The following is a 23,574-nucleotide window of genomic DNA, read 5'->3' as shown; positions in this document are numbered from 1 at the left end:
GGCTCACCCGGCGCGCGGGCCGGCTCACCCGGCGCGCGGGCCGGCTCACCCGGCGCGCGGGCCCGATCACCCGGCATACCGGACAAACGCGTTGGCCCCCACCATGCGGTGGGGGCCAACGAGTGAAGACTGTGGTTGGGCAGTCCTCGGATCAGATGGGGCGAACGGCGTCAGCCTGGGGGCCCTTGGGACCCTGGGTGACCTCGAACTCCACGCGCTGCGCCTCGTCCAGCGAGCGGTAGCCCGAGGAGTCGATCGCCGAGTAGTGGACGAACACGTCCGGGCCGCCGCCGTCCTGGGCGATGAAGCCGAAGCCCTTCTCAGCGTTGAACCACTTAACGGTTCCCTGTGCCATGGGGTAACTCTTTCCTTTGTAGCCATTGGTGTTACGCACTTTGCGAAACACCCGGCTGCCGTTCACAACCCCACCGACGAGCCAGGCCCGCCCTCAGATGAGAAAGGCCCGCTCTGATGGTGCTAGGGCGGGCACTTCGTCGACCTTGCGAGGAACTGCTTGTTGCAACCGTGCAGAACGCTAGCACGCAGTTCGGCAATCGTGCGGGTCGAGATCCTCAATTTTCCGGTATGGCGCCGGGCCCCGAAACGCACCGCGTTTCGGCACTGGTGGGCTCAGGGCCGGGGCGGTCCCCCTGCGACCGCCCCGAGCCCTCCAGCCCCCGATCACCGGTCAGGAGTCAGCTCAGCTTGATGAGCGTMGTGTAGACGTCACCGCTGTCGAGCTGCACCCCCACCCGGTAGTAGTGGCCTGCGCCCGACTTGGGCGTCTGCCAGGTGTAGACGTACTGGCCGCCGTCGCCCTTGTAGGAGCCGCCGACCGTGCCGGCCTCGCCCGTCGCCAGTCCGGTGCCTGCTGCCGTCGTGCCCAGGTCCACCGGCGCCAGCCACAGCGGGGCGTACGAGGCCTGTCGCACCGCGCCGCTCGCGTCCTTGAGCAGGAACTTCATCGGCACGGTGCTGCCGGCCTTGAAGGTGCTCGCCGACCCGAGGTCGTGCGCGGTGTTGGTGACCGGCTGCAGGAAGCCCGACCAGCCGTAGCCGACGTGCAGGGTGATGACCTGGGTCGCCGTGTTGCCGGCCTTGTCGGTCGCCGTGAAGGTGTAGACGCGGTCGCCGACACCGTTCGGGTTGGTCGTCGCCGAGCCCGTCCGTGAGGTGAGCACGCAGCTCACCACGCCGGACAGGGCGTCGCTGGCCCGGGAGCCGCACGTCGGCTCCACGACGGCCTGACCCACCGTGAACGTGGTCGCGCCCTGGTAGGCGGCGAACACCGGCTTGGTCTGGTCGATGTTGATCGACCCGACGGTCGCGCTCGCGGAGTTGTTCGCCTTGTCCTTCACGGTCCCGACGACGGACTGGTTCGCCCCGTCCCCGGTCAGGGTCTTGTCAGGCCCGCAGGTACCGGCGACCGCGGTCTGCGCGTCGGCACAGACGAAGTGGACGGCGACGGGTCCGGCGTACCAGCCGTTCGCGTTGGCGGCCGTGGTGGCAGCCCCGCTGATGCTGGGGGCGACGTCATCGACCTTGACCGTCAAGGTGTGCCCGTCGGCCGTGGCCTCGACGTTGCCGGCCTTGTCGGTGCTCCACCAGGTGACGGTGTGGATGCCGCCGCCCACGGTGAACGGGTCGGTGTAGGTCCTCGCCGTTCCGCTGTCGACGGTGTACCGGGTCGTCCCGACCCCGGAGCCGTCGTCGGTCGCGGTCAGCGTCACCGTGACGGGGGCGTCGTACCAGCCCGTGGTGTACGGGGAGGCGGGGACGGAGCCCTGCGTCACCGGGTCGGTGCGGTCGATCTTGAGCCCCGAGACGGTGGTGGTGGTCGAGTTGCCGGCCAGGTCGCTCACCGAGGCACTGGCCGACAAGTCGTCGCCCTCGCCCGTGACCGTGCTGTCCGCCGGGCAGGAGCCCTGGATGCCGGACAGGGCGTCGGAGCAGGTCCAGTGGACGACGACGTCACCGCGGTACCAGCCCCCTCCGCTCGGCGCGGTGGTGGCCTCACCCGTGAGCACCGGCTTGGTCTTGTCGACCTTGATGCCCGAGACCGTGGTGGAGCGCGTGTTCCCGGCCTTGTCGGCCACCGAGCCCGTCACGGACTGGCCAGCACCCTCGGAGAGGGTCGAGGAACCCTGGCACGAGGCCACGCCAGAGCGGTCGTCGCCACAGATGAAGGACACGGTGACGTCGGCGTCGTACCAGCCACTCGCGTGGGGAGACCGGTCGGTCGAACCAGCGATCGTCGGCTTGGTCTTGTCGAGGTTGACCGTGGCGGTGTCGCTGCCCTCGTTGCCTGCGTTGTCCACGGCAGTCCCGACGACCGTGATGCCGGTCCCCTCGGCACTGACCACCCGGTCGGCGGTGCAGCTGGCGACCAAGGAGGTCTCGTCGTCGCAGAGGAAGCTGACCGTGGCGTCCGAGTTGTTCCACAGGTCACCGTTGGGCTCCGGCGTGATGGTGTGCCGGATGCTCGGGGCGGTCTGGTCGACCCGCACCGTCGCGGTGCCGTGGACACCCTCGTTGCCGGCTCCGTCGACGCTCCAGAACGCGAGCTCGTAGGTGCCGTCGTGTCCGAGTGCGATGGACGTGCCCGACTGCGGCTCGCCCCCGGCGATCGTGTAGTAGGTGGCGGCCACGCCGGAGAGGTTGTCGGACGCGTGGACCGACAAGGTGACGCCAGCGCGCTGCCACTCGGACGGCGCCGTCACCGAGGTGACCGGCTTGGTCCGGTCGATCTTGAGCCCGGCCACGGTGGCGGAGGTGTCGTTGCCTGCCCTGTCGGAGACCGTCGCGTGGGCCGACTCGTTCGCGCTCTCGCCCGTGACCGTGCTGTCAGCCGGGCAGGACCCGGCGATGCCGGAGAGCGTGTCGGAGCAGGTCCAGTGGACCACCACGTTGCTGCGGTACCAGCCCGCAGCGTTCGGGCCCGTCGTCGCCGCACCGGTCAGCGAAGGGTTGGTGAGGTCGATGTCGATGTCACCGACGGTCACCGATGCGGCGTTGCCGACGGCGTCGGTCGCATGGCCGGTCACCGACTGGTTCTCGCCCTGGCCGGTCACGGTCGTCGGGGTGCTGCACGAGCCGACGCCGGATCCGCTGTCGGTGCACTCGAACGAGACGGTCACGGGGCTGTTGTTCCAGCCGTTCGTGTTCGCGGTCGGCGTCCGGGAGCCCGTGATGCCCGGCGCGGTCGTGTCGACCCGCACGGTGATGGTGTTGGCGTCCTGGTCCTGGTCCTCGACGTTGCCTGCCACGTCGACGCTCCACGACGTGATCGTGTGGACGCCCTCGAGGGACAGGGGGAACGGGTCCGTGTAGGCCTGCGGTGCGCCGCCGTCGACGCGGTACCAGGTCTCGGCCACGGTCGAGAGGCCGTCGGTCGCGGCGAGCGTCACCGTCGGGCCCGAGGCGTACCAGCCGTTGGCGCTGTCCGCCTCGCGGACCGACGAGCTCGTCGTCGGCGCCGTGCGGTCGATCCTGAGGCCGGTCACGCTGGCGGTGGTGTCGTTGCCGGCCAGGTCGAGCACGGTCGCGGTCGCGGACAGGTCGGTGCCCTCGTCCGTCACGGTGCTCGTGGTCGGGCACGCGCCGTCGATGCCCGAGAGGGCGTCGGAGCAGGTCCACGCGACGTCGACGTCCCCGCGGTACCAGCCGGCGGCGTTCGGCCCGGCGGTCACGTGTCCGGACAGCTGCGGCGCGGTGGTGTCGATGTCGATGCCGTCGACCGTCGCACTGTCCGAGTTGTCAGCCGCGTCGACGGCGGTGCGGGTCACGGACTGGTGTGCGCCCTGGGCCAACGTCACGGGGGCAGGGCAACTCGCGACGCCGGACAGCAGTGCCTGGTCGGCGCAGGTGAACTTCACGGTGACCGGGGCGCGGTACCAGTGCTTGGCGTTCGGCGCACGGTCGGGGGCGCCACTGATCGTGGGCGCGGTCTTGTCGATGCTGACGGTGGCGGGGTCGGAGGTCGAGTTGCCGGCGTGGTCGACCGCCGTGCCCGGCACGGGCATCTGCTTGCCCTCGGCTGTGACGTCGACGGGCGCGGTGCAGGACGCCAGCCCCGAGCCACCCGTGTCGTCGCACGTGAAGGTGACGCGCACGGTCGTGTTGTTCCAGCCGTTGCCGTTCGCTGCCGGCGACTGGTCGTGCCCGATGGTCGGGGCGGTCCGGTCGATGCGCACCGTGGCGCTGTTGGCCGTCTCGCGGTTGCCCGCGCGGTCGACGCTCCAGACCTCGAGGTCGTACTCACCCTCGTCGGTGAACGTCACGCCCTCGCCCTCGAGCGCGGTGCCGCCGTTGACGGTGTAGTAGGTCGCCGCGACGCCAGACAGGTTGTCCGTCGCCTCGAAGGTCATCGTGACGGCCTGGTTGGTCCATGCCGACGGGGCCGAGACGTCCGTGGTCGGGGCGTGCCGGTCGATCTTGAGGCCGGCCACGGTGGCCGACTGGCCGTTGTCGGCGCGGTCGCTCACCGAGGCGGTCGCAGACAGGCTCGACCCCTCGCCGTCGACGGTGCTCGTCGCGGGGCAGGCGCCGGGCTCGATGCCGGACAGCGCGTCGGAGCAGGTCCAGTCGACGGCGACGTCCGCGCGGTACCAGCCCGCGGTGTTCGGGATCGTGGTCGCGGCACCGGAGATCATCGGCTTGGTGCGGTCGACCTTGATGCCGGCGAGCGTCTGGGAGCGCGTGTTGCCCGCGAGGTCGGAGACCTGCACGGGGCCGGCGACGAGGCTGGCGCCCTCACCGGTGACGACCGAGTCGGCCGGGGTCGTCGCCGGGTCGACACCAGACGTGTCGTCTGCGGCGGTCCAGTGGACCGTGACGTCGCCGTTGTACCAGAGGTTCGCGTTCGGCGGCGTGGTGGCGACGCCCGTGAGGGTGGGCTTCGTCTTGTCGACGTTGATCGGGCCCACCGTGGCGCTCTCGGTGTTGCCACCGTGGTCGGTCGCGGTGCCCGTGACGGACTGGCCCGCGCCGTCGTGCGACAGGACGGAGTCCTCCGGGCAGCTGGCGATCCCACTCTCCGCATCCGCGCAGCTGAAGGCGACGGTGACGTCGGTGTTGTTCCATCGCGCGGTGTTCGGCGCCGGCGACGCCGACCCGGTGATCGTCGGCTTGATGCCGTCAATCTTCACGGTGAGCGAGTGACCCGGTGCGGCGGCGTCCTCGACGTTGCCCGCCCCGTCCTTGCTCCAGAAGGTGATGGTGTGGGTCCCCGGGGTCGCGTAGTCGAACGCGCCGTCGTACTCGGTGGCAGAGCCGCCGTCCACGGCATACCAGGTCTTGGCCACACCCGAGAGGTTGTCGGTGCCGGTCAGGGTGACCCGCACCGTGTCGGCGTACCAGCCGGTGGCGAGCGGGGCGGAGACCGAGCCCGTCGTGACGGGCGGGGTGCTGTCGATGTGCAGGCCGGAGACCGCGGCGGTCTTGGTGTTGCCCGCCTTGTCGGACACCGAGGCCGTGGCACCGAGGTTGTTGCCCTCACCCGAGACCGTGGTGTCGGAGGGGCACGCCCCGTCGAGGCCCGAGAGCGCGTCCGAGCAGGTCCAGTGGATGGTGACGCTGTTGTCGTACCAGCCGGCCGCGTTGGGACCCGTGGTCGGCGCCCCGGACAGGACCGGCGCGGTCTTGTCCACGTCGAGGTGGTCGAGGGTGGCGCTGGCCGAGTTGCCGGCCACGTCGACCGCGCTGCCGGTGACCGACTGGTTGGCCCCCTGGCCGAGGGTGCGGCTGGCCGAGCAGGTCTGCACGCCGGAGAGCGCCGCCTGGTCGGAGCAGGTGAAGCTGACGGTCACGTCGTCGGAGTACCAGTGGTTGCCGTTGGGCGACCGGTCTGCGGCCGCGACGACCGTCGGTGGGGTCCGGTCGATGCTCACGGACGCCGTGTCGGTGGCGGTGTTGCCCGCGTTGTCCCTCGCGGTGCCGGTCCTGGTCTGCGCGGCGCCCTCGGCCGTCACGCCGACCGGCGGCGTGCACGAGGCGACGCCGGAGCCCGCGTCAGTGCAGGTGAAGGTCACGACCACGGTGTCGGCGTTGGTCCACGAGCCGTCCGTGTAGCCGCTGGGCGTGAAGGAGTGCCCGATCGACGGAGCCGTGCGGTCGATCTTCACGTGGGCGGTGCGGGTGGCCTCGACGTTGTCGGCCTTGTCGGTGCTGCTGAAGGTGATCGTGTGGTCGCCCTCGGTGGCGAGGGTGAAGGTCGTGCCCGTCTGCGGGGCCCCGCCGTCCACGGAGAACGTCGTCGAGGCGACCTGCGACAGCGTGTCGGCGGGGGTCAGGGTGACGGCGACCAGTCCAGCGTTCGTCCAGTCGTTGGAGATGCCGCTGATGCCGGTCACCGGCGCGGTGCGGTCGATCTTGACCGGCGCGCTCACGGCCGTCCTGGTGTTGCCGGCCTTGTCGGAGGCCGAGGCGCTCACGGTCAGGGCGCTGCCCTCACCGCTCAGGACGGCGTCGCCGGGAACGGTCGCGGGGTCCAGCCCCGAACGGGCATCCGCTGCGGTCCAGTGCACCGTGACGTCGTCGCGGTACCAGCCATTGGCGTTGGGAGCGCTGGTGGCGGCGCCCGACAGGGTGGGTGCCACGGTGTCGACGTTGATGGTGCCGACGGTCGCGGACGAGCTGTTGCCGGCGACATCGCTCACCGTGCCGGTCACCGAGCCGTTCGTCTCGTCCTTGGAGGGGTCGCTCGCGCTGCCGACGACGGTGCCGGCCGGGCACCCGGGCGCCGCCAGGCCTGACGCGTCGGTGGCCGGGAGGTCCTGGCACGTGAAGCCGACGGTCACCGGCGAGCTGTTCCACCCGAAGGCGTTGGGCGCCGGGGTGCGGGAGCCGACGATGGAGGGCGCGGCCTTGTCGAGCCGGAGCGTGCCGTTGCCGGTGCCGAGGTTCCCCACCCGGTCGCTGAAGGCCGGAGCCGTGAGCGCGTACACGCCACTGGTCGCGTAGGTCGTCGAGGTGGTCGGCGGCGTCGGGAAGCCAGAGCCGGCGGTGCCGACTGCCACCTGCGGGTCCGTCGCCGTCCAGGTGACCGTCGTGTCCTTGTTGGTCCACGCGCCGGTCAGGGCCGGAGAGAACACCGGCGTGAGCTGCGGGCCCGTGTTGTCGACCGCGAACGTCACGGACGTGGTGGTCTCGCCCGCGTTCGCGGTGCAGTTGCCCTGGCCGTTGAGGTTGCGCCACGCCACGAAGGTGTACGTCACGAGCTTGTCGCCGGCAGGGACGAGGCTCGGGAAGGCTCCGGACGTGAAGGACCACGCCGTCTTACCGGTGGGCCCCGTCATCCGAGCCACCAGCGTGCCTGCGTTCATGACGTCGACGCACTGGGTGGTGTTGTCGGACGTCACCGCGATGGTGAGGCTCGCCCCCTGCTTGGCGTAGAGCAGCCCGCCCACGGTGGCGGTGCCCGCGCCTCCGGAGACGGAGGCGTTGGTGACCTGCGCGGCCGACGCGACCGGCGCGATGCCGGCAACGACGAGCGCCGACACCGCCATGACGGCCCCTACACGACCACGGCGGCCAGCCGCACGACAAAGCACAGAGAATTGACCGAGCATCATCCACACCCCTGAGAAAGCAGAACAGTGCTGCCAGTGAAGAACCCGCAGGTCAGGGACGGTATGGGTGAAGAGGTCCGGCAACCGAACGATTGGGCCAAATGCACGGATGCCTGACCCACAGCCTGACCGTTCGGCTGATGCACAAAACGGACACGTGACGGCAGTGGTGGGCCTCGACTGCGTTCACGCGGCGTGGATACCGCTGGTCGTCACCTCAGGCTGGGGGAACCGCGAGCCGGGTCGGCTTGCGTGCGGTCTCGTCCACCCTCGTCCCGATGCAGGGCGCAGGCCGCGCTTGCTACAGCCCGCGGACGGCTCGCACGGGGCTGCGGTCACCCCGGATCACGGCGACCATGTCGACGACGCGGCGGGTGGCCCGGACGTCGTGGGCGCGGAACACCGTGGCCCCGAGCCAGGCGGCGACCGCGGTTGCCGCGAGGGTTCCCTCGAGACGGTCGTCAGCCTCCAGCCCGAGGGACTCACCGACGAAGTCCTTGCGGGACAGGGCCTGCAGGATGGGGAAGCCCAGCTGGGCCACCTCCCCGGTGTGCCGCAGCACCTCGAGCGAGTGGGCCGTGGTCTTGCCGAAGTCCAGTGTGGGGTCCACGAGGATCCGGTCGTCGGGTATGCCGGCCGCCTGGGCCTGCGCGGCACCGGCGGCAAGGGTTCGCAGCACGTCTCGGACGACGTCGAGCGGGTCGGGGCCGTACGTCACCTTCACCGGGTCGGTGCGGGGCGGTAGCCCCCCGGTGTGCGAGCAGACCACGCCGGCGCCGATCCGGGCAGCCACGCCGACGAGCTCGGGGTCGTGCCCCGCCCAGGTGTCGTTGACGAGGTCGAGCCCGAAGCGGCCGGCCTCGGCCGCGACCTCCGAGCGCCAGGTGTCCAGCGAGAGGACGAGGTCGGGATGGGTGGAGCGGGCGTGCTCGAGGAACGGCAGGACGCGGTCCATCTCCTGATCGGCGCCGACCTGCTCGCCCTCCTGGCCCGCGCGGACCCCACCCACGTCGACGATGTCGGCGCCTGCCATCACCGCGTGGTCGAGTGCCCGCTTGGCCGAGTCCACGTCGGCGTGCCGGTTGCCGGCGAAGAACGAGTCGCTGGTGCGGTTGATGATCCCCATGACTGCGGGAGCGGCGGCGTCGAAGGTGCGTCCCCGGAGCCGCAGGGCGGGCGTGCGGGGCAGGTCGAGGGGTTGCGGCTCGGGCAGGCTCACGCCGTCATCCTCGCACCCGCGCCCGAGAGGGCCGAGCAGGGCGGCCGGAGTCAGTACTGCCGCGGGGACGTGGCTAGGAGTCGAAGCCGAGGCCTGCCCGGTCGAGCGCCCGCAGCCACAGGTTGCGGTGACCGGCCCGCTCGTCGGCCCGGGCCAGCGACCACCGGGTCAGCTGGATCCCGGTGTAGGCCAACGGTTCCGGTGGGAAGGGCAGGGGCTTCTCGCGCACCATGCGCAGCCTGGTCCGCTCGGTGTCGCGTCCGTCCAGCAGGTCGAGCACCACCTGGGCGCCGAAGCGCGTGGCACCGACCCCCAGTCCCGTGTAGCCGACGGCGTAGGCGACCCGTCCCCGGTGTGCGGTGCCGTAGAAGGCGCAGAACCGCGTGCAGGTGTCGATCGCACCGCCCCAGCGGTGGCTGAACCGCAGTCCCTCGAGCTGGGGGAACGTCTCGAAGAAGTGACCAGCCAGACGGTCGAAGGTCTCGGGCCGCTGCTCGAGGCCGGGCTCGAGCCGGCGACCGTAGTGGTAGATCGCGTCGTAGCCGCCCCACAGGATCCGGTTGTCGGCGGACAGCCGGTAGTAGTGGAACTGGTTGGCCATGTCGCCGACCCCAGCCCGGCTGGCCCAGCCCAGGGAGTCGAGCTGCGCCGGGGTCAGCGGTTCGGTCATCAGCGCGTAGTCATAGACGGGCACCGTGTGCAGCCTGGTGCGACGCAGAAGGGACGGAAAAGCGTTGGTGCCCAAAGCGACTCTGTTGGCGGCGACGACAGGGCCGTCAGCGGTGGCGACGTCGACGCCGGACGCTGTCGTCGAGAGGCCCGTGACCCGGACGCCCTCGGCGATCCGGACGCCGAGCGACTCTGCGGCGCGGGCCAGACCCCACGCCAGCCGCGCCGGGTCGAGCATCGCGGTCTCGTCGGGCTGGTACCGCCCGGCCAGGTAGGTCGGCGAGCTCAGGTGGGCACGCACGGCCTCGCGGTCCAGCAGCTCACCCTCCGACTCCCCGACCAGCCACGCGACCTCGTGGGGCTGCGTCGCCACGGTGAGCTCCCCGGACCGGCGGAAGTCGCACTCGATCCCGTAGCGCCGGACGGTGTCCTCGATGGCATCGAGGTTCTCGCGACCGAGGCGGTGCAGCGCGGCATACTCCTGCGGCCACCGGGCCACCCCGTTGGGCTCTCCGTGCGTGAGGCTGGCGGAGCAGAACCCGCCGTTGCGGCCGGAGGCCGCCCACCCCACGGAGCCGGCCTCGAGGACGAGCACGTCGCGGGCTGGGTCGGCCTCCTTGGCGAGCAGAGCCGTCCACAGCCCGGAGTAGCCGGCCCCCACCACGACCAGGTCGGCGGCACGCACGGCGCCGAGTCCCGGTCGGGGCGCCGGGCGGTCGGACTGGTCCAGCCAGAAGACCGCCGGCGCGGCGTCGGCGAGCGCGGGATGACCCACGAGGTCAGGCGTCGGTGCCGGTGTAGAAGCCGTCCGCGACGGTCAGCGCCTCGTCGAGGATCGCGAGGCCCTCGCGCACCTCGTCGGCGGTCGTGGTGCACGGCGGCACGACGTGGGTGCGGTTGAAGTGGATGAACGGCCAGAGACCGCGCTCCTTGCAGGCCGCCCCGAAGTGGTTCATGGGCGTGGCATCGACACCGGCCGCGTTGAACGGCACCAGCGGCTCGCGCGTCGACCGGTCGCGGACCAGCTCGAGTGCCCAGAACACCCCGAGCCCACGGACCTCGCCGACGCTGGGGTGGCGCTGCGCCAGGTCGCGCAGGCCGGGACCGATGACGTCGGCACCCAGCGAGCGGGCGTGCTCGACGATGCCCTCCTCCTTGAAGATGCCGATGGACGCGACGGCCGAGGCACACGCCAGCGGGTGGCCGGAGTAGGTCAGGCCGCCGGGGAACGGCCGCTGGTCGAACGTCTGCGCGATCCGCTCGGAGATGATGACGCCGCCCAGCGGGACGTACCCGCTGTTGACGCCCTTGGCGAAGGTGATGAGGTCGGGCGCGACGCCCCAGTGGTCGACGGCGAACCACTCGCCGCAGCGCGCGAAGCCGGCCATGACCTCGTCGGCGATCATGACGATCCCGAACTCGTCGCACAGGTCGCGGACGCCCTGGAGGTAGCCGGGTGGCGGGACGAGGATGCCGTTCGTGCCGACCACGGTCTCGAGGATGATCGCCGCGACGGTGTGGGGCCCCTCGACCATGAGCAGGTCGCGCAGGTGCTGCAGGGCGCGGACGCCCTCCTCCTGCTCGTCCTGCGCGTGGAAGGCCGAGCGGTAGGGGTACGGACCCCAGTAGCGCACGATGCCCGGCATGCCCGGCTCGGACGGCCACCGACGCGGGTCGCCGGTCAGGGCGATGGCTCCCGCCGTCGCACCGTGGTAGCTGCGGTAGGCGGCCATGACCTTGTGGCGCCCGGTGTGGAGACGGGCCATCCGCAGCGCGTTCTCGGTGGCCTCGGCGCCGCCGTTGGTGAAGAAGACGCGGTTGAGGTCACCGGGGGCGAGCTCGCTGATGAGCCGGGCCGCCTCGGAGCGGGCGTCGTTGGCGAAGGCCGGGCTGATCGTCGTCAGGCGGCCGGCCTGCTCCTGGATCGCCGCCACGAGCTTGGGGTGCTGGTAGCCGATGTTGACGTTGACCAGCTGGCTGGAGAAGTCGAGGTACTGCTTGCCCGCGTAGTCGGTGAAGTACGACCCGCTGGCGTCCGCGATCGGCAGGGGGTCGATGAGCCCCTGGGCCGACCAGGAGTGGAACACGTGGGCGCGGTCGTCGCGACGCACCTGCTCCTCGGTCGCGAGCGTGGTGGCGAGCGTGTCGGTCATCGAGACTCCTTGGTATGCCGTGGTGTCAGGGCGGGGCGCCGGGGCGGGTCAGGGCGGGCGCCGGGGCGGGTCAGGGCGGCCGCCGGGGCGGGTCAGCGCGTGCGCGGGAAGCCGAGGTCGACGCTGGACGTCGCGGGGTCGGGCCAGCGCTGGGTGACGACCTTGCCACGGGTGTAGAAGCTGATGCCCTCGGGCCCGTACATGTGGGTGTCGCCGAACAGCGAGTCCTTCCAGCCACCGAAGGAGTAGTAGGCGACGGGGACGGGGATCGGCACGTTGATGCCGACCATGCCGACCTCGACGTCGTACTGGAACTGACGGGCCACCCCGCCGTCGCGGGTGAAGATCGCCGTGCCGTTGGCGTACTGGTTGGCGTTGATGAGCGCGATGCCCTCGTCGTAGGTGTCGACCCGGACGACCGACAGCACGGGACCGAAGATCTCGTCGGTGTAGACGGTCATCTCGGGGGTGACGTGGTCGAGCAGCGTGGTGCCGAGGAAGAAGCCCTCCTGCGGGTGGTCGCCGGTGCGTCCGTCGACGACGACCGCCGCCCCCGCCGACTCGCCCGCGTCGACGTAGCCGGCGACCTTGTCACGGTGCTCTGCAGTGATGAGCGGGCCCATGTCGGTGTCGGGGTCGGCGCCGTCCCCGACGGTGAGCTTGGGCAGCCGGGCGGCGATGGCGTCGACCAGCGGCTGGGCGACGTCGCCGACGGCGACGGCCACGGACAGGGCCATGCAGCGCTCGCCCGCGGCGCCGTAGGCGGCCGAGACCACCGCGTCGGCGGCCATGTCGATGTCGGCGTCCGGCAGGACCAGGGCGTGGTTCTTGGCGCCGCCGAGTGCCTGGACCCGCTTGCCGTTGGCCGTGCCGCGCTCGTAGATGTAGCGGGCGATGGGGGTGGAGCCCACGAAGCTCACCGCGGCGATGTCCGGGTGGTCGAGGATGGCGTCGACGGCGACCTTGTCGCCGTGCACGACGGTGAAGACGCCGTCGGGCAGGCCCGCGTCCTTCCACATCTGGGCGAGGAACAGCGCCGCGGACGGGTCCTTCTCGGACGGCTTGAGGATGAAGGCGTTGCCGCAGGCGATGGCGTTGGCGCACATCCACAGCGGCACCATCGCGGGGAAGTTGAACGGCGTGATGCCGGCGACGACGCCGAGCGGCTGGCGGATGTTGTAGACGTCGACGCCCGTGGAGGCCTGCTCGCTGAACCCGCCCTTGAGCAGGTTGGGCACCCCGGTCGCGAACTCGACGTTCTCGAGCCCGCGGGCGATCTCGCCGGCTGCGTCGGAGAGCACCTTGCCGTGCTCGGCCGTGATGATCGCGGCGAGCTGGGGCGTGCGGGTGTGCAGGAGCTCGCGGAAGGCGAACAGGACGGCGGCCCGCTGGGACAGCGACGAGTGCCGCCACTCGTTCGCGGCCGACCGCGCGCTCCGGACCGCCGCATCCAGCTCCTCGGCAGAGGCCAGGTCGACCTCGGCGGTGACCTTGCCGGTGGCCGGGTTGTGCACGGGCGCCGAGCGCCCGGAGGTCCCCTCGCGGGTGCGGCCGTCGATCCAGTGGGAGATGCGCGTCGTCATGACACTACGGTACGACTCATGCACTAGTCACACAATATGACTATTGCTATGGTACAAATCGTGAAAACGTTGCTGTCCGCCCTGGAGGAGCGGCTCGACCAGCCCAGCGCCAAGGGTCTCGCCCACGCGGTGTCCGCCGCCGTCCGCGACGGCGTGCTCCAGCCGGGCGACCGGCTCCCGCCGATCCGGACGGTGGCGACCGAGCTGACCTTGTCCCCGACGACGGTCAGCTCGGCCTGGGCCCTGCTGGCCAGGGCGGGCACCGTCGCGACCGACGGACGGCGTGGCACCACCGTGCTGGACCCGCGCCCGGCGGTGGCAGGCCGCTACCAGCAGGCCCTCGAGCACCAGGCCGGGTTCGCCCTCGACCTGTCGACCGGGGTGCCCGACCCCGCCCTGCTGCCCAGCCTGACCGACGCGCTGGCCTCGCTCACCTCGACGCCCACGACCGGCAGCTACCTCGACGACCCCGTCGTGCCCGAGCTCGCCGAGGCGCTCAGGGCCGACTGGCCGTATGCCGTGGACGACGTCCTCGTCGTCGACGGCGCCATGGACGCCCTCGACCTCGTCGTGCGGACGAGCCTTCGCTTCGGGGACCGCGTCGTCGTCGAGGACCCCTGCTTCCCCCCTCTGGTCGACCTCCTCGAGTCGGTCGGGGTCCAGCTGGTCGCCGTCCCGGTCGACGACGAGGGCCTGTCGCTGGACGGGCTCGCCGACGCGCTGCGCGAGCCCATCGCGGCGGTCTTCGTCCAGCCGCGCGCCCAGAACCCCACCGGGGTCACCATGACCTCCCAGCGCGCCGAGGACATCGCGCGCCTCCTCAGTGACACCGAAACCCTTGTGGTGGAAGACGATTCGGCTGCGTGCTTGTCACCGGCGCCCCTCGCGAGCCAGGGCCGCTGGCGGCCGGAGCACACGGCATACGTGCGGTCGTTCTCCAAGTCCCACGGACCCGACCTGCGCCTCGCCGCGCTGTCGGGGCCTGCCGAGCTCGTGCGGGCCGTGGCCGCCCGCCGGCAGCTGGGACAGGGCTGGTCGAGCCGGCTGCTGCAGCAGGTGCTGCTCGGGCTGCTGACCGACGAGGGCGCCAGGTCCGCCGTCGCCCGGGCAGCGCAGACGTATGCGGTGCGCCGCGCCACCGTGGTCGACGAGCTGGCGGCGCGGGGCATCGCAGTCGGCGGCACCGAGGGCATCAACATCTGGGTGCCCGTCCACGACGAGACGGCTGCCGTGGTCCGGCTGGCGAGCCAGGGCATCGGGGTGGCACCGGGTGCGCCGTTCCGGGTGGGGACGGCCGACGGGCACGGACACATCCGGGTGACGGTCGGGCTGGCCACCGACGGGCTCGACGACCTGGCCGAGGCCATCGCCGTCGCCGCCCGGACGACGGGCTGGAGCACGCGCGCCCGCTGAGCCCGGCCCAGCGGCTGCCTGGCGGACCCACCACGCTGCCGCTCCCACACCACGTTGCCACCGGCACGCCCGCGGCAACGACCGGTCCGCGCGGCAACGACGACCGATCCGGACGGCACGAAGGCCGGGCTGCAGGGTTGCCCGGCCTCCGGCCCGCCGCCCTAAGGCGGACGCTATTGGTTGCTCCCTCGCTGCCGAGAGTACTGGTGCCTGATCCCAGCAGGATCGGTCAATTTCCGTACCGGTGCAATTGGTTCCGTCCGTTCACCCCTGACCGAACCGGACGCGCCGGGCATTTCGCCCGACTCGCGGAGACCCACCCCTCGAATCGTCGGCGTGTCGTTGGCGGGCTCGTTCCTCGGCCCTTCCGACCTTCGAGAATCGGTCGTCTCCCGATTCCCGCGTGCGTCATGTGCGGAGGGCGTGGGATTCGAACCCACGATGACGTTGCCGCCATAGCGGTTTTCAAGACCGCGAGGTAGACCACCTCTGACCTGCTCAGCCGGCCTACCCAGCAGATCTTGCCCGCTCAATGCCCGCTACGTGGTGAGACAACGTGCGACAGTCGGACCATTCGACAACTCAGCACCGAGTGAGCGACGGCACGACAACCGGCGCAAGTTTTGCGGACGCATGCCCGCGCGCAGCCTCCAAACAAAAGGCTCCGGTGATTCGGGACGGGTCAGCGCCTCTTGCCCAACGAGGGCAGCCCGCCGGGCACCCGGCGCGGGCGGGGCAAGTCTGTGAGGTTCGGTGCGGTGCCCTGCATGGTGGACCGCTTTCGATCCGGCCGAACCTTCTTGAACTTCTTCGTCAATGCCTTGAGCTCGTCCATCTCCGCTGTACTTGGGCGCTCCTTGTGCATCAACTCGACCCAGCGCCCGTATGCCTGCTCCCGATCCGCTCGGGACTCGCCAGACGGGTGCGGACCCCCTTGGGGCCTCGGGGGCACGACCCTCTTCCGACGAGCCTTCCGCGCATTCGTGGAGAGATTCTTCACTACGCGGGCGGCCTTGCGTCCTGGCATCGGAAAGCCCCTCGTCATCCTCGACACTGTGGTTCCCCAGCATACGTTCTCGAGCGCGACCTCCGAGTGGAGTGCTTTCCGTTGTTTCGCGGGCTCCTGACTCGATTTGTGACGGGCTTTCGCGACATCGCGGAAAAGGCACATAACGATCGGGAACCGTGCCAAGATGCACGCCAAACGAGGACATCGCAGGGGAGACATTGATGGACAACTTCGGAGAGGCGTTTCGCGACGTCTTGGAGCAGCACCAGGCAGAAGTTGGTCGCTTCAACCTTGCCATCTTCGGCAAGACGGGTGTGGGGAAGTCGACGCTCATCAACGCAGTCTTCGGTAAGGAGGTCGCTAAGACCGGTATCGGCAGACCGGTTACCAAGGCCAACCACCTCCACGTTCACCAGAGCGGCACGCTGGGAATCTTCGACACGGTGGGTCTGGAGGTAGGCAAGGACTCCCAGAGCATCCTTTCCGATGTTCGCGAGTACGTGGAGACGACCCGCAAGAAGCAGCTTTCTGAGCAGATCCACGTCGCCTGGTACTGCGTTCGCTTCGGCGACCGTCGCTTCGAAGACGTCGAAGCCGAGTTCATCCGTGAGATTCGCTCGCTCGGGATTCCCGTTGTTCTTGTGATGACGCAGGCTCCGATGATCGACGGGGCACCCCACCCCGACATTGCAACATTTGTCGACGAGATCAGCGCCCACAAGCTGCCAGTGGCCGACGGGCGCGTTTTCCCCACTATGGCCAAGGCCGACTCGTTCTACGGGATGGCGCAACACGGGGTCTTGGAGGTTCTGGATGCCACCTTTCGTGTTGCGCCTGAGGGCGTTGCTGCTGCGCTACTTGCGGCTCAGCGCCTCGACCTGAAGAGAAAGGATGGCGCAGCCCTTACCGCCATCCGGACAGCGACGGTCGCTGCCACCGCGGCCGGTGCCAGCCCCATACCAGTGAGCGACGCCGCACTCCTGGTACCCATACAACTCGGAATGATGGCCGCCATAGCCATGGCCTACGGCGTTGACGTCGACAAAGCAACGACAGCCGCAATGGCCGCCACGACAGCTGCCAGCAGTGGTGGACGCATCCTCGCCGGGAGCCTGCTGAAGCTCGTTCCCGTCGTCGGCACCGTCGTGGGTGGAGCGATCAACGCTGCGGTCGCCGGGACCGTCACTTTTGCGATGGGAGCCGCTTGGGCTGCTGTCTGCCATCAGATGGCCGAAGGGAAGCTCCGAACCGTGAACGGGCTCCTTGACACAGACGCCATCAGGGACCTGTTCACGAGTGAGTTCAAGTCTCGATTCACCGCCCGCCACAAGAATGAGGGGTCAAGCGAACTGCTCGACTGAGGGCATGTCGGGCCCCAGTCACGCTGGACAAAGGTGCTTCGCCGCCAACAGGGTCATGTCTCTAAGCAAAGCACGGTCGTCGCCGACCATCGAGCGTGCTGACTGCGTCGCCGCATCGGACACTGAGGTCCCCATACGGATGATCGAGCAGGTGGTTTGACCGTCTTGAAGGATGAAGTCATCATCCATCGAGGCAAGCAGCGCGCTGTCCGGGTGGGCCCTCCGAACCGCCTTCACATACGCAGCGTTCGCCCTGTTCTGCTTGGCGTCGCTCGCAGCCTGCTGCATCTCCTGCAGAGTGTGTGTGGTCGGACTCGCAGTGGGAGGCGTCGTCGACGACGGTGACCTCGTCGCGGAAGCGACCTCAGCCAGCGCCCGCGAGGCAGCGTCGAACTCGGCTGCCTGCTGGCGCCCGCGGTCCACTGCCACGGCTGTTATGGCTCCTGTTCCAACCAGGCCGAGTACTCCGATGATGAGGGCCGCCACCGCCAAGGAAACGCCCCGCTGACCAGCACGAGCCGCGCTGCGCATTGCAAGACCCCCCAGAACCGCCCCAATCAGCGAGCCGAGCCCGCCCAGCCACAGCAAGGAAAGGATGAACGCTACGACCGCGGTCACACTGAAAGACGCACCGAGTGATCCTGGCTGCACTTCGGTTGAAGCTTCCACCTCAGGTACTGCTGAACCGCGTGACACGTCGTTGCTCCTCCGATTCCAAGCCGCTTCCGCCTTCGGCAGAGTGGCATGTCCGCCAAAGCGCGATGGGCGAATAGTCGCGAATAAGACGTTCGGCCCTCGATGGGGCAAGCCGTTCGGACTACGCACGCACCCCTGCACAGCGGGCGGAGTCGCGCGACCTCAGTAGTGCTGCTCGATGTAGGCGTAGGCGCGGTCGAACAGGTCACCGTCGTGCTCGAGACCGTTCTGCTTGAGCGTTTTGCGCAGTGCGATGCGCACGTCCCTGATGGACGCCGGCTTGGACACCCATCCGGGGTGGCAGACCTGCCTGGCGATGGCGTCGACCTGTTCGACTATGCGCCCGATGAGGACGGGGGTGTCCTGTGGGGCGTACTCGACGAAGATTTGGGTCAGGGCGCCAACGTGCGGATCTGTCAGGGGCGGTAGGGCGTCCAACCCGGGGCGTCCACGCTCGTCCTCGACCCTCTCAGCCAGAGCCAGGTCGCGGGCCGCGACAAGCAGCTCACGCAACCAGTCCAGGGCTACCTGGGCTTGGCCGATGGCACGCTCGCGCAGGTTGTCAAGACGTTCGGCCAGGGACTTCCACACGTCGTGGTCGCCGGTCTTGCCGTCGATGCGGGCTTGGAGGCGCTTGGTGATGGAGTCGAGCACCTGCTGGGCGGTCTTGTCCTCGACATCGCGCTTGATGAGAGCGAACTCTGGGTCGTCCAACAACTTCGCGATGGTGCCGGCGTCAGCGACGACCGCCTCCTTCGTCGAGCCGGTAACGGTGACCGGCCCGATGTGGGAGTGCACCATCGCCAAGGTCTTGGCCCCGAGCCGGTGCCAGAGCAGGTCCAGCTCGGCCACCGGCGGCTTGATGTTCTCGTAGACCTTGGCCAGGAACTCGTAGTCGTTGCGGTGCACTCCGAGGCGGTCATGTGGCCAAGCGGTCTCCCAGATGCCCTCGAGCAGACCGAAGCGAACGGCGAACCGGTCACGGGCAGCTGCGTTGGGGAGGCGCTCGTTCGCAGCCTGAAGGACCTCGTAGCCGGGCTTGGTCCGGTCGATGCCGTTGAACAGGTCCAGCACCGGCGGCAGCTCAGCCTCGAACGTGTCGATGAGCCCGTCGAGCTCGATGTGTCGGCGCTGCGCCTCCGGGTCGGCTGGGACCATCGCCCTTGCGTACCCGTCGCCGAGACCGACGTAGTCCACGACGAGCCCGTGCGTCTTGGCCTGCCCGGTCTGCGGGTTGTTCCACGTGCGATTCGTGCGGGTGATGGTCTGGAACAGGGTGTGCAACTTCAGCGGCTTGTCCAGGTACATGACGCCTTCAATGGGGGCGTCGAAGCCGGTGCCGAGCTTGCTCGTCACCACGAGGAACTTCAGAGGGTCGCTGTGTGCGCGGAACCGGTCGAGGAGCCGATTCTCCTCGTCGTCGGTCATCTTGTACGGCAGGAACTCCTCCGGATCCTTCGGAGCGACGCTCATCACGACGGCGACCTCGTCCGGCTCCTCCCCCATCTCCCCTGCCCGCTTCTTCAGCAGAGTACGAAGATGGTCGGCGTACTTCACGCACAGGGCTCGGTCGGCAACGACGACCTGCGCCTTCATGCCCAGGGGGTCCACGGTGGCGTAGAAGTGGTTCACCAAGTCGGTGCACACCTTCGCGATGCGTTCGGGGTTCGCGAAGAACGTTGACACGCGGCCGAGCTTGCGCGTGAGGTACTCCCGCTCCAAGGTCGACAGGTCCTCCTCGTCCAGCATCGCGTCGAACGCCTCGTCGAGAGCTTCCTTGTCGAGCTGGAACTCCACCAGACGGGCGGCCACGTGGATGGGCACTGTCATCCCGTCCGCAATGGACCGGTCGGAGGTGTACGAGTGCAGGGTGTGGTTCGGGTCGTCCGGGTGCCCGAACAGGTCGTACGTGTTCTTGTCCAGCGTCGCGATGGGGGTGCCGGTGAGACCGAAGAACTTCGCGTTCGGCAGCGCGGTCCGCATCGCTTGGCCGAGGCCACCTTCTTGGGTGCGGTGCGCCTCGTCGACCAGGACGATGATGTTGTCTCGGTCCGATAGGAGGCCGGCGCCTGCGAACTTGTGCACCGTGGTGAAGATGATGCCGCGGCGGTCGTTGGTCAGCAGGGCGCGCAACCCGGCTGCGCTGGACGGCGTGGACAACCGGGGCATGCCGGTGGAGCGGAACTGGGCGTAGGTCTGGTCGACCAGCTGGACCCGGTCTGCCACCAGGATGACAGTGGGGTTCTTCAGGTCCTCCTCGCGCATCAGCTGCGCGGCGGCGAACGTCATCGCCAGGGTCTTGCCCGAGCCCTGGGTGTGGTGGATCAGGCCACGGTTGCGCTCCCCAGATCGGACCCGGTCCAGGATGAGGTTGACGGCCTCGTATTGCGGGTAGCGGGCGAGAACCTTGGTGAGCACAGGAGCGCCGGAGGCGGTCTGAGTGGTCTCGAACGCACTGAATCCCGACAGCATCTCCAGCAGCGTGCCCTTGGACAGCAGGGTGTCGATGCTGCGCCCGACTCGGTCCCAGCCGTACTGACCGGGGTCGGCGGCGGAGACGTCCCAGGACTGCCAGTGCTGCAGCGGGGTCCGGACGCCGGCGTAGCGCAGCTCTTTACCCTCGGTCGCGAACGACAGGATGTTCGGGGCGAAGAACGGCTTGTGCGCGACCTCGTACGTGTCGTGGATGTCCTTGGCTGCGTGGAACCAGGAGACCCCTTGTGTGGACGCGTCCTTCGTCTCGCCGACCGCGACGGGGATGCCGTTGACCCACAGGACGATGTCGAAGCGGGACTTGTGGGTTCCCGCGCCGAACGTGACCTCGTCGGAGACGATGTAGGTGTTGCGGGTCAGGTCGTGAAAGTCGATCAGGTGGACAGGTTCGCTGCGGTTGTGACCGGTGAAGTCGTGGGTGTGCAGGCCACGGAGCCAAGTGGTGAACCGCTGGTTCGTCTCCACCAGCCCGTCTTCGACGGCGGACAGGGCCAGGGTGCGCAAGTGGATGAGGACCTGCTGGGCCCGATCGGGGTCTTCCTGGACCGACGTGTTCAGCGCCTTCAGCGCTTCCATGAGGTGCGTCTCGAGGAAGACGTCTTCGTGGGCGCGTTCAAGTTGGGAGCCAGGGACGTGCTGCCAGCCTTGAGCCTTGAGGTGGTCAAGGACAAACGCCTGGGTGGTCGTCGTCTCGTTCAGCTTGGGGGCAGTCACGCGGCCGACCCTGCCAGCAGTTCGTCGTAGTTGTCCGGGATTTGATGCATACCCGACAACAGGGCAGTGAGAAGGTTCGACCGCAGTGCGGCCAGAGCATCCAGGTGGCGCTCCCCCGCTCCCACTGCTGTATCGAGGGCTTCCAACTTGGCGGCGAGGCCAATCCTTTGGCCCTCCGAAGGCCATGGAACCCTTAGAGCTGCCCAAGCACTCTTGGGTACGAGCGGCATGGTGCTGCTGCCGGCGGCGGTCCTCAGCATCCGTTGGAACTCCTCAGACGAAAGGATGGCTGCCAACACGCGTGCATCAACGGCCGCAAGTCCTGTTACCGCGTTGATCTGCTGATTGAACAGGGCCGGACCCTCTGCCACAGCGGTCTTGCCGGTCGTAGCTCCAACGCAGACCTGCAGGACAGCGTGACCCGCCAGCTTCCTCTTGGACACGTCGTAGGCCATGCGACTGGCGCGGCGCGCAACTGCGGTTGGCACCGTCCGCCGCCCCGCCCAACCGAGATCTGCTGGGGTGATGAACGGCAGATCACTCTCATTCCAGAAGGTCGGCTCCTTCGTTGACGGTGTTGCTCCCGTCATGAGTGTGCCAATGCGGCCCAAAGGAACGACCGCTTGCCACTCCGGTGAGCGCCATAGGTCGGACGCGAACACCGCGGCGCGCCGTCGTGCTGTCTGAAGATGAGTCTCGGCAGTGGCGAGGACACCGTCCAATGATCCAATCAGGTCCGCGATGCGTAGCTGCTCGTGCAGGGAGGGAAGGACGACGGCAACGCCCGAGAGGGCCCCCAAGGACAGCGAAACGTTGGCGGTCCCCTTCATGCGCGTCACGATGAGCTCGTTACGCCAGTGGTGCAGGTACAGCCAGAGCCAGCGCATGTCGACGTCGGCGCCTTCTTTGCGAATGCACGCTGCCACGATATTCGCGACCGCGAAGCGCCCTGCTGCGTAGTGCACTCGCTTCAGCGACGCGTGTCCGTGCCCTGTCGACGAGACCAGCGGGATGCACACGGCCTCGCCATCGAACTGGTACGTGTCCGCGGAAAGTGGCTCCGCGCCGGTGACTACGAGAGGGTAGGGGCCCGGCGGCGTCTTTAGCGTCGGCGAGTTTCCCTTAGTGAGGTCACAGATTTCGCCCAGGGTCACCTTGCGCCAGCCATCACGCATCGAAGCCCGCCGCCTTCAGTTTGCGGTCGAGGTCCGCCTCTGCGGCACGCAGTGCAGCACGCGAGTCGAGGTAGGCCGCCAAGGCCGCTTCGACGTCCACCTCGGCGGCCTGTTCGGTCTCGATGTACTTGCCGATGTTCAGGTCGAAGCCATTCGACTCGACTTCCGCGAAGTCAACCAGGCGCAGTTGTAGCCCGCCGTTGCCATCACGGTCTTCACCGTTCTTATAGGCGACATCAATGACCTGCACGTCGTCCTCCGACATGACGTTCTGGTTCTTGCCGGGCTTGTACCGGGCGGAAGCGTCGATGAACAGGACCTTGCCGGCCCGCTCGGGGGACTTCTTCGCCCGGAAGATGAGCAGGCACACCGGGATGCTCGTTGAGTAGAACAGGTTGTTCGGCAGCCCGATGACCGCCTCGAGGAGGTCCTTCTCCACCAGGCACTGCCGGATGGCGCCCTCCTTGCCGCCGCGGAACAACACGCCATGTGGCATGACCACGCCAACGCGTCCCACGACGGGGTCCATCGTGGCGATCATGTGCTGAATCCAGGCGTAGTCACCGTTCTTGGCCGGCGGCACGCCGCAGATGACCCGCTTGTAAGGGTCGTTGTTCCAGTCGGCCGCGCCCCAGTTCTGCAGCGAGAAGGGCGGGTTTGCGATAGTGCAGGACACCTTGCGCAGCGCAGCGCCATCGAGCAGCTTCGGCTCCCGGAACGTGTCGCCGCGCACGATGGTGAAGTCCTCAAGGCCGTGCAGGTACAAGTTCATCTTGGCGATGGCCGCAGTGGTGAGGTTGACCTCCTGCCCGTACAGGGTCAGGGTGCGTGGGTCTCCCCCGGCGGCCCGGACGGCATTCACGGTCTCCACGAGCATCCCGGCGCTGCCACACGCCGGGTCTCCAACCGACTCGCCCGGCCGCGGGTCCAGGATGCGCACGAGCAGATGCACGACGTGCCGCGGTGTGAAGAACTCGCCGGCCTTCTTCCCAGACGCCTCGGCGAACTCCCGTAGGAGGTACTCGTAGGCGGCGCCGAGCATGTCACCGCGGACGTGGTCGGGGTCCAGCTGCACCTCGTGGAACGTGTCCAGAAGGGCGACGAGGGCAGACTCCGGCAGGCGGTCCTTGTTAGCCCAGTTCACATCACCGAAGACCCCGACCAGGTCCGGGTTCGCCTGCTGGAGCCGGTGCAGCGCGTTGGCGAGCTTCGCACCGACGTTCACGGCCGTGTTCCGCACGTCGGACCATGCACCCCCGGCCGGCACGACGAACGGCTGGTAGTCAGCCTCGATCTCCTCAGTCAGGTCGTCACCGAAGTCCTCGACTGCACGGGCGTGATGGTAGGCGTGCGTGTCGCAGATCCACTTGTAGAACATGACCGGGAAGACGTACGCCTTGAAGTCGCCTGGGTCAACCGGCCCGCGCAGCGAGTTCGCGGCTCGCCAGAGGGTGCCCTCGAGCTGCTGCTGTGACATCTGCGTTGTCGTCTTGGCCTCGATCGTCACAGTTTCTCCCCTGC

At 68.9% G+C, this 23,574-nt stretch carries 12 protein-coding genes and 1 tRNA gene; 2 read left to right on the top strand and 11 right to left on the bottom strand.

The window, feature by feature from the left end; genetic code table 11:
- Nucleotides 1-151 precede the first annotated feature (151 nt).
- The 6 genes from AC1DV7_RS12865 to AC1DV7_RS12840 all read right to left on the bottom strand — a co-directional run bounded on the left by AC1DV7_RS12865 (nt 152) and on the right by AC1DV7_RS12840 (nt 13,192).
- Nucleotides 152-355 carry a cold-shock protein gene (locus tag AC1DV7_RS12865; RefSeq protein ID WP_056915917.1) on the bottom strand — a complete coding sequence of 68 codons (204 nt, stop codon included), beginning with the start codon at nt 353-355 and terminating at the stop codon, nt 152-154.
- A 340-nt stretch (nt 356-695) separates the two neighbouring features.
- Nucleotides 696-7,505: an OmpL47-type beta-barrel domain-containing protein gene (locus tag AC1DV7_RS12860; RefSeq protein ID WP_477597526.1), complete on the bottom strand. Its 6,810-nt coding sequence runs from the start codon at nt 7,503-7,505 to the stop codon at nt 696-698.
- A 364-nt stretch (nt 7,506-7,869) separates the two neighbouring features.
- Nucleotides 7,870-8,787 (bottom strand): dihydropteroate synthase, encoded by a 918-nt coding sequence (gene folP / locus AC1DV7_RS12855; protein WP_477597525.1) that lies wholly within the window; start codon nt 8,785-8,787, stop codon nt 7,870-7,872.
- A gap of 73 nt (nt 8,788-8,860) precedes the next feature.
- Nucleotides 8,861-10,231 carry an NAD(P)/FAD-dependent oxidoreductase gene (locus AC1DV7_RS12850; protein ID WP_477597524.1) on the bottom strand — a complete coding sequence of 457 codons (1,371 nt, stop codon included), beginning with the start codon at nt 10,229-10,231 and terminating at the stop codon, nt 8,861-8,863.
- Nucleotides 10,232-10,235: 4 nt separating this feature from the next.
- Nucleotides 10,236-11,609, bottom strand: coding sequence for an aminotransferase class III-fold pyridoxal phosphate-dependent enzyme (locus AC1DV7_RS12845; protein WP_477597523.1), 1,374 nt, complete (start codon nt 11,607-11,609; stop codon nt 10,236-10,238).
- Between the two features lie 92 nt (nt 11,610-11,701).
- Nucleotides 11,702-13,192, bottom strand: a complete 1,491-nt coding sequence (locus tag AC1DV7_RS12840) for a CoA-acylating methylmalonate-semialdehyde dehydrogenase (protein ID WP_477597522.1) — start codon at nt 13,190-13,192, stop codon at nt 11,702-11,704.
- A 60-nt stretch (nt 13,193-13,252) separates the two neighbouring features.
- Here AC1DV7_RS12840 and AC1DV7_RS12835 point away from each other — a divergent pair, with 60 nt between their 5' ends.
- On the top strand, nt 13,253-14,605 hold the full coding sequence (locus tag AC1DV7_RS12835) for an aminotransferase-like domain-containing protein (protein WP_477597521.1): 1,353 nt from the start codon (nt 13,253-13,255) through the stop codon (nt 14,603-14,605).
- A 415-nt stretch (nt 14,606-15,020) separates the two neighbouring features.
- Here the strand turns inward: AC1DV7_RS12835 and AC1DV7_RS12830 are convergent.
- Nucleotides 15,021-15,116 (bottom strand) — tRNA-Ser (locus tag AC1DV7_RS12830).
- 719 nt (nt 15,117-15,835) lie between these two features.
- Between AC1DV7_RS12830 and AC1DV7_RS12825 the strand changes: the two genes are divergently transcribed.
- Entirely contained in the window at nt 15,836-16,975 is a 1,140-nt protein-coding gene (locus AC1DV7_RS12825; RefSeq protein ID WP_477597520.1) for a GTPase family protein, read from the top strand.
- An 18-nt stretch (nt 16,976-16,993) separates the two neighbouring features.
- On the opposite strand, the gene AC1DV7_RS12820 is transcribed toward AC1DV7_RS12825, so the two are convergent.
- The 4 genes from AC1DV7_RS12820 to AC1DV7_RS12805 form a co-directional block, all read right to left on the bottom strand.
- Nucleotides 16,994-17,671 carry a hypothetical protein gene (locus AC1DV7_RS12820; RefSeq protein WP_477597519.1) on the bottom strand — a complete coding sequence of 226 codons (678 nt, stop codon included), beginning with the start codon at nt 17,669-17,671 and terminating at the stop codon, nt 16,994-16,996.
- Nucleotides 17,672-17,833: 162 nt separating this feature from the next.
- On the bottom strand, nt 17,834-20,878 hold the full coding sequence (locus tag AC1DV7_RS12815; RefSeq protein WP_477597518.1) for a type I restriction endonuclease subunit R: 3,045 nt from the start codon (nt 20,876-20,878) through the stop codon (nt 17,834-17,836).
- Complete coding sequence (locus AC1DV7_RS12810; protein ID WP_477597517.1) at nt 20,875-22,053, bottom strand: restriction endonuclease subunit S; 1,179 nt, start codon at nt 22,051-22,053, stop codon at nt 20,875-20,877. Before AC1DV7_RS12810 ends, AC1DV7_RS12815 begins: the two co-directional genes overlap by 4 nt.
- Nucleotides 22,046-23,560 carry a type I restriction-modification system subunit M gene (locus tag AC1DV7_RS12805; RefSeq protein ID WP_477597516.1) on the bottom strand — a complete coding sequence of 505 codons (1,515 nt, stop codon included), beginning with the start codon at nt 23,558-23,560 and terminating at the stop codon, nt 22,046-22,048. Before AC1DV7_RS12805 ends, AC1DV7_RS12810 begins: the two co-directional genes overlap by 8 nt.
- Nucleotides 23,561-23,574 lie beyond the last annotated feature (14 nt).

This window comes from Pedococcus sp. P2_E4, from assembly GCF_056403935.1.
This window is presented reverse-complemented; position numbering and strand designations above follow the sequence as displayed.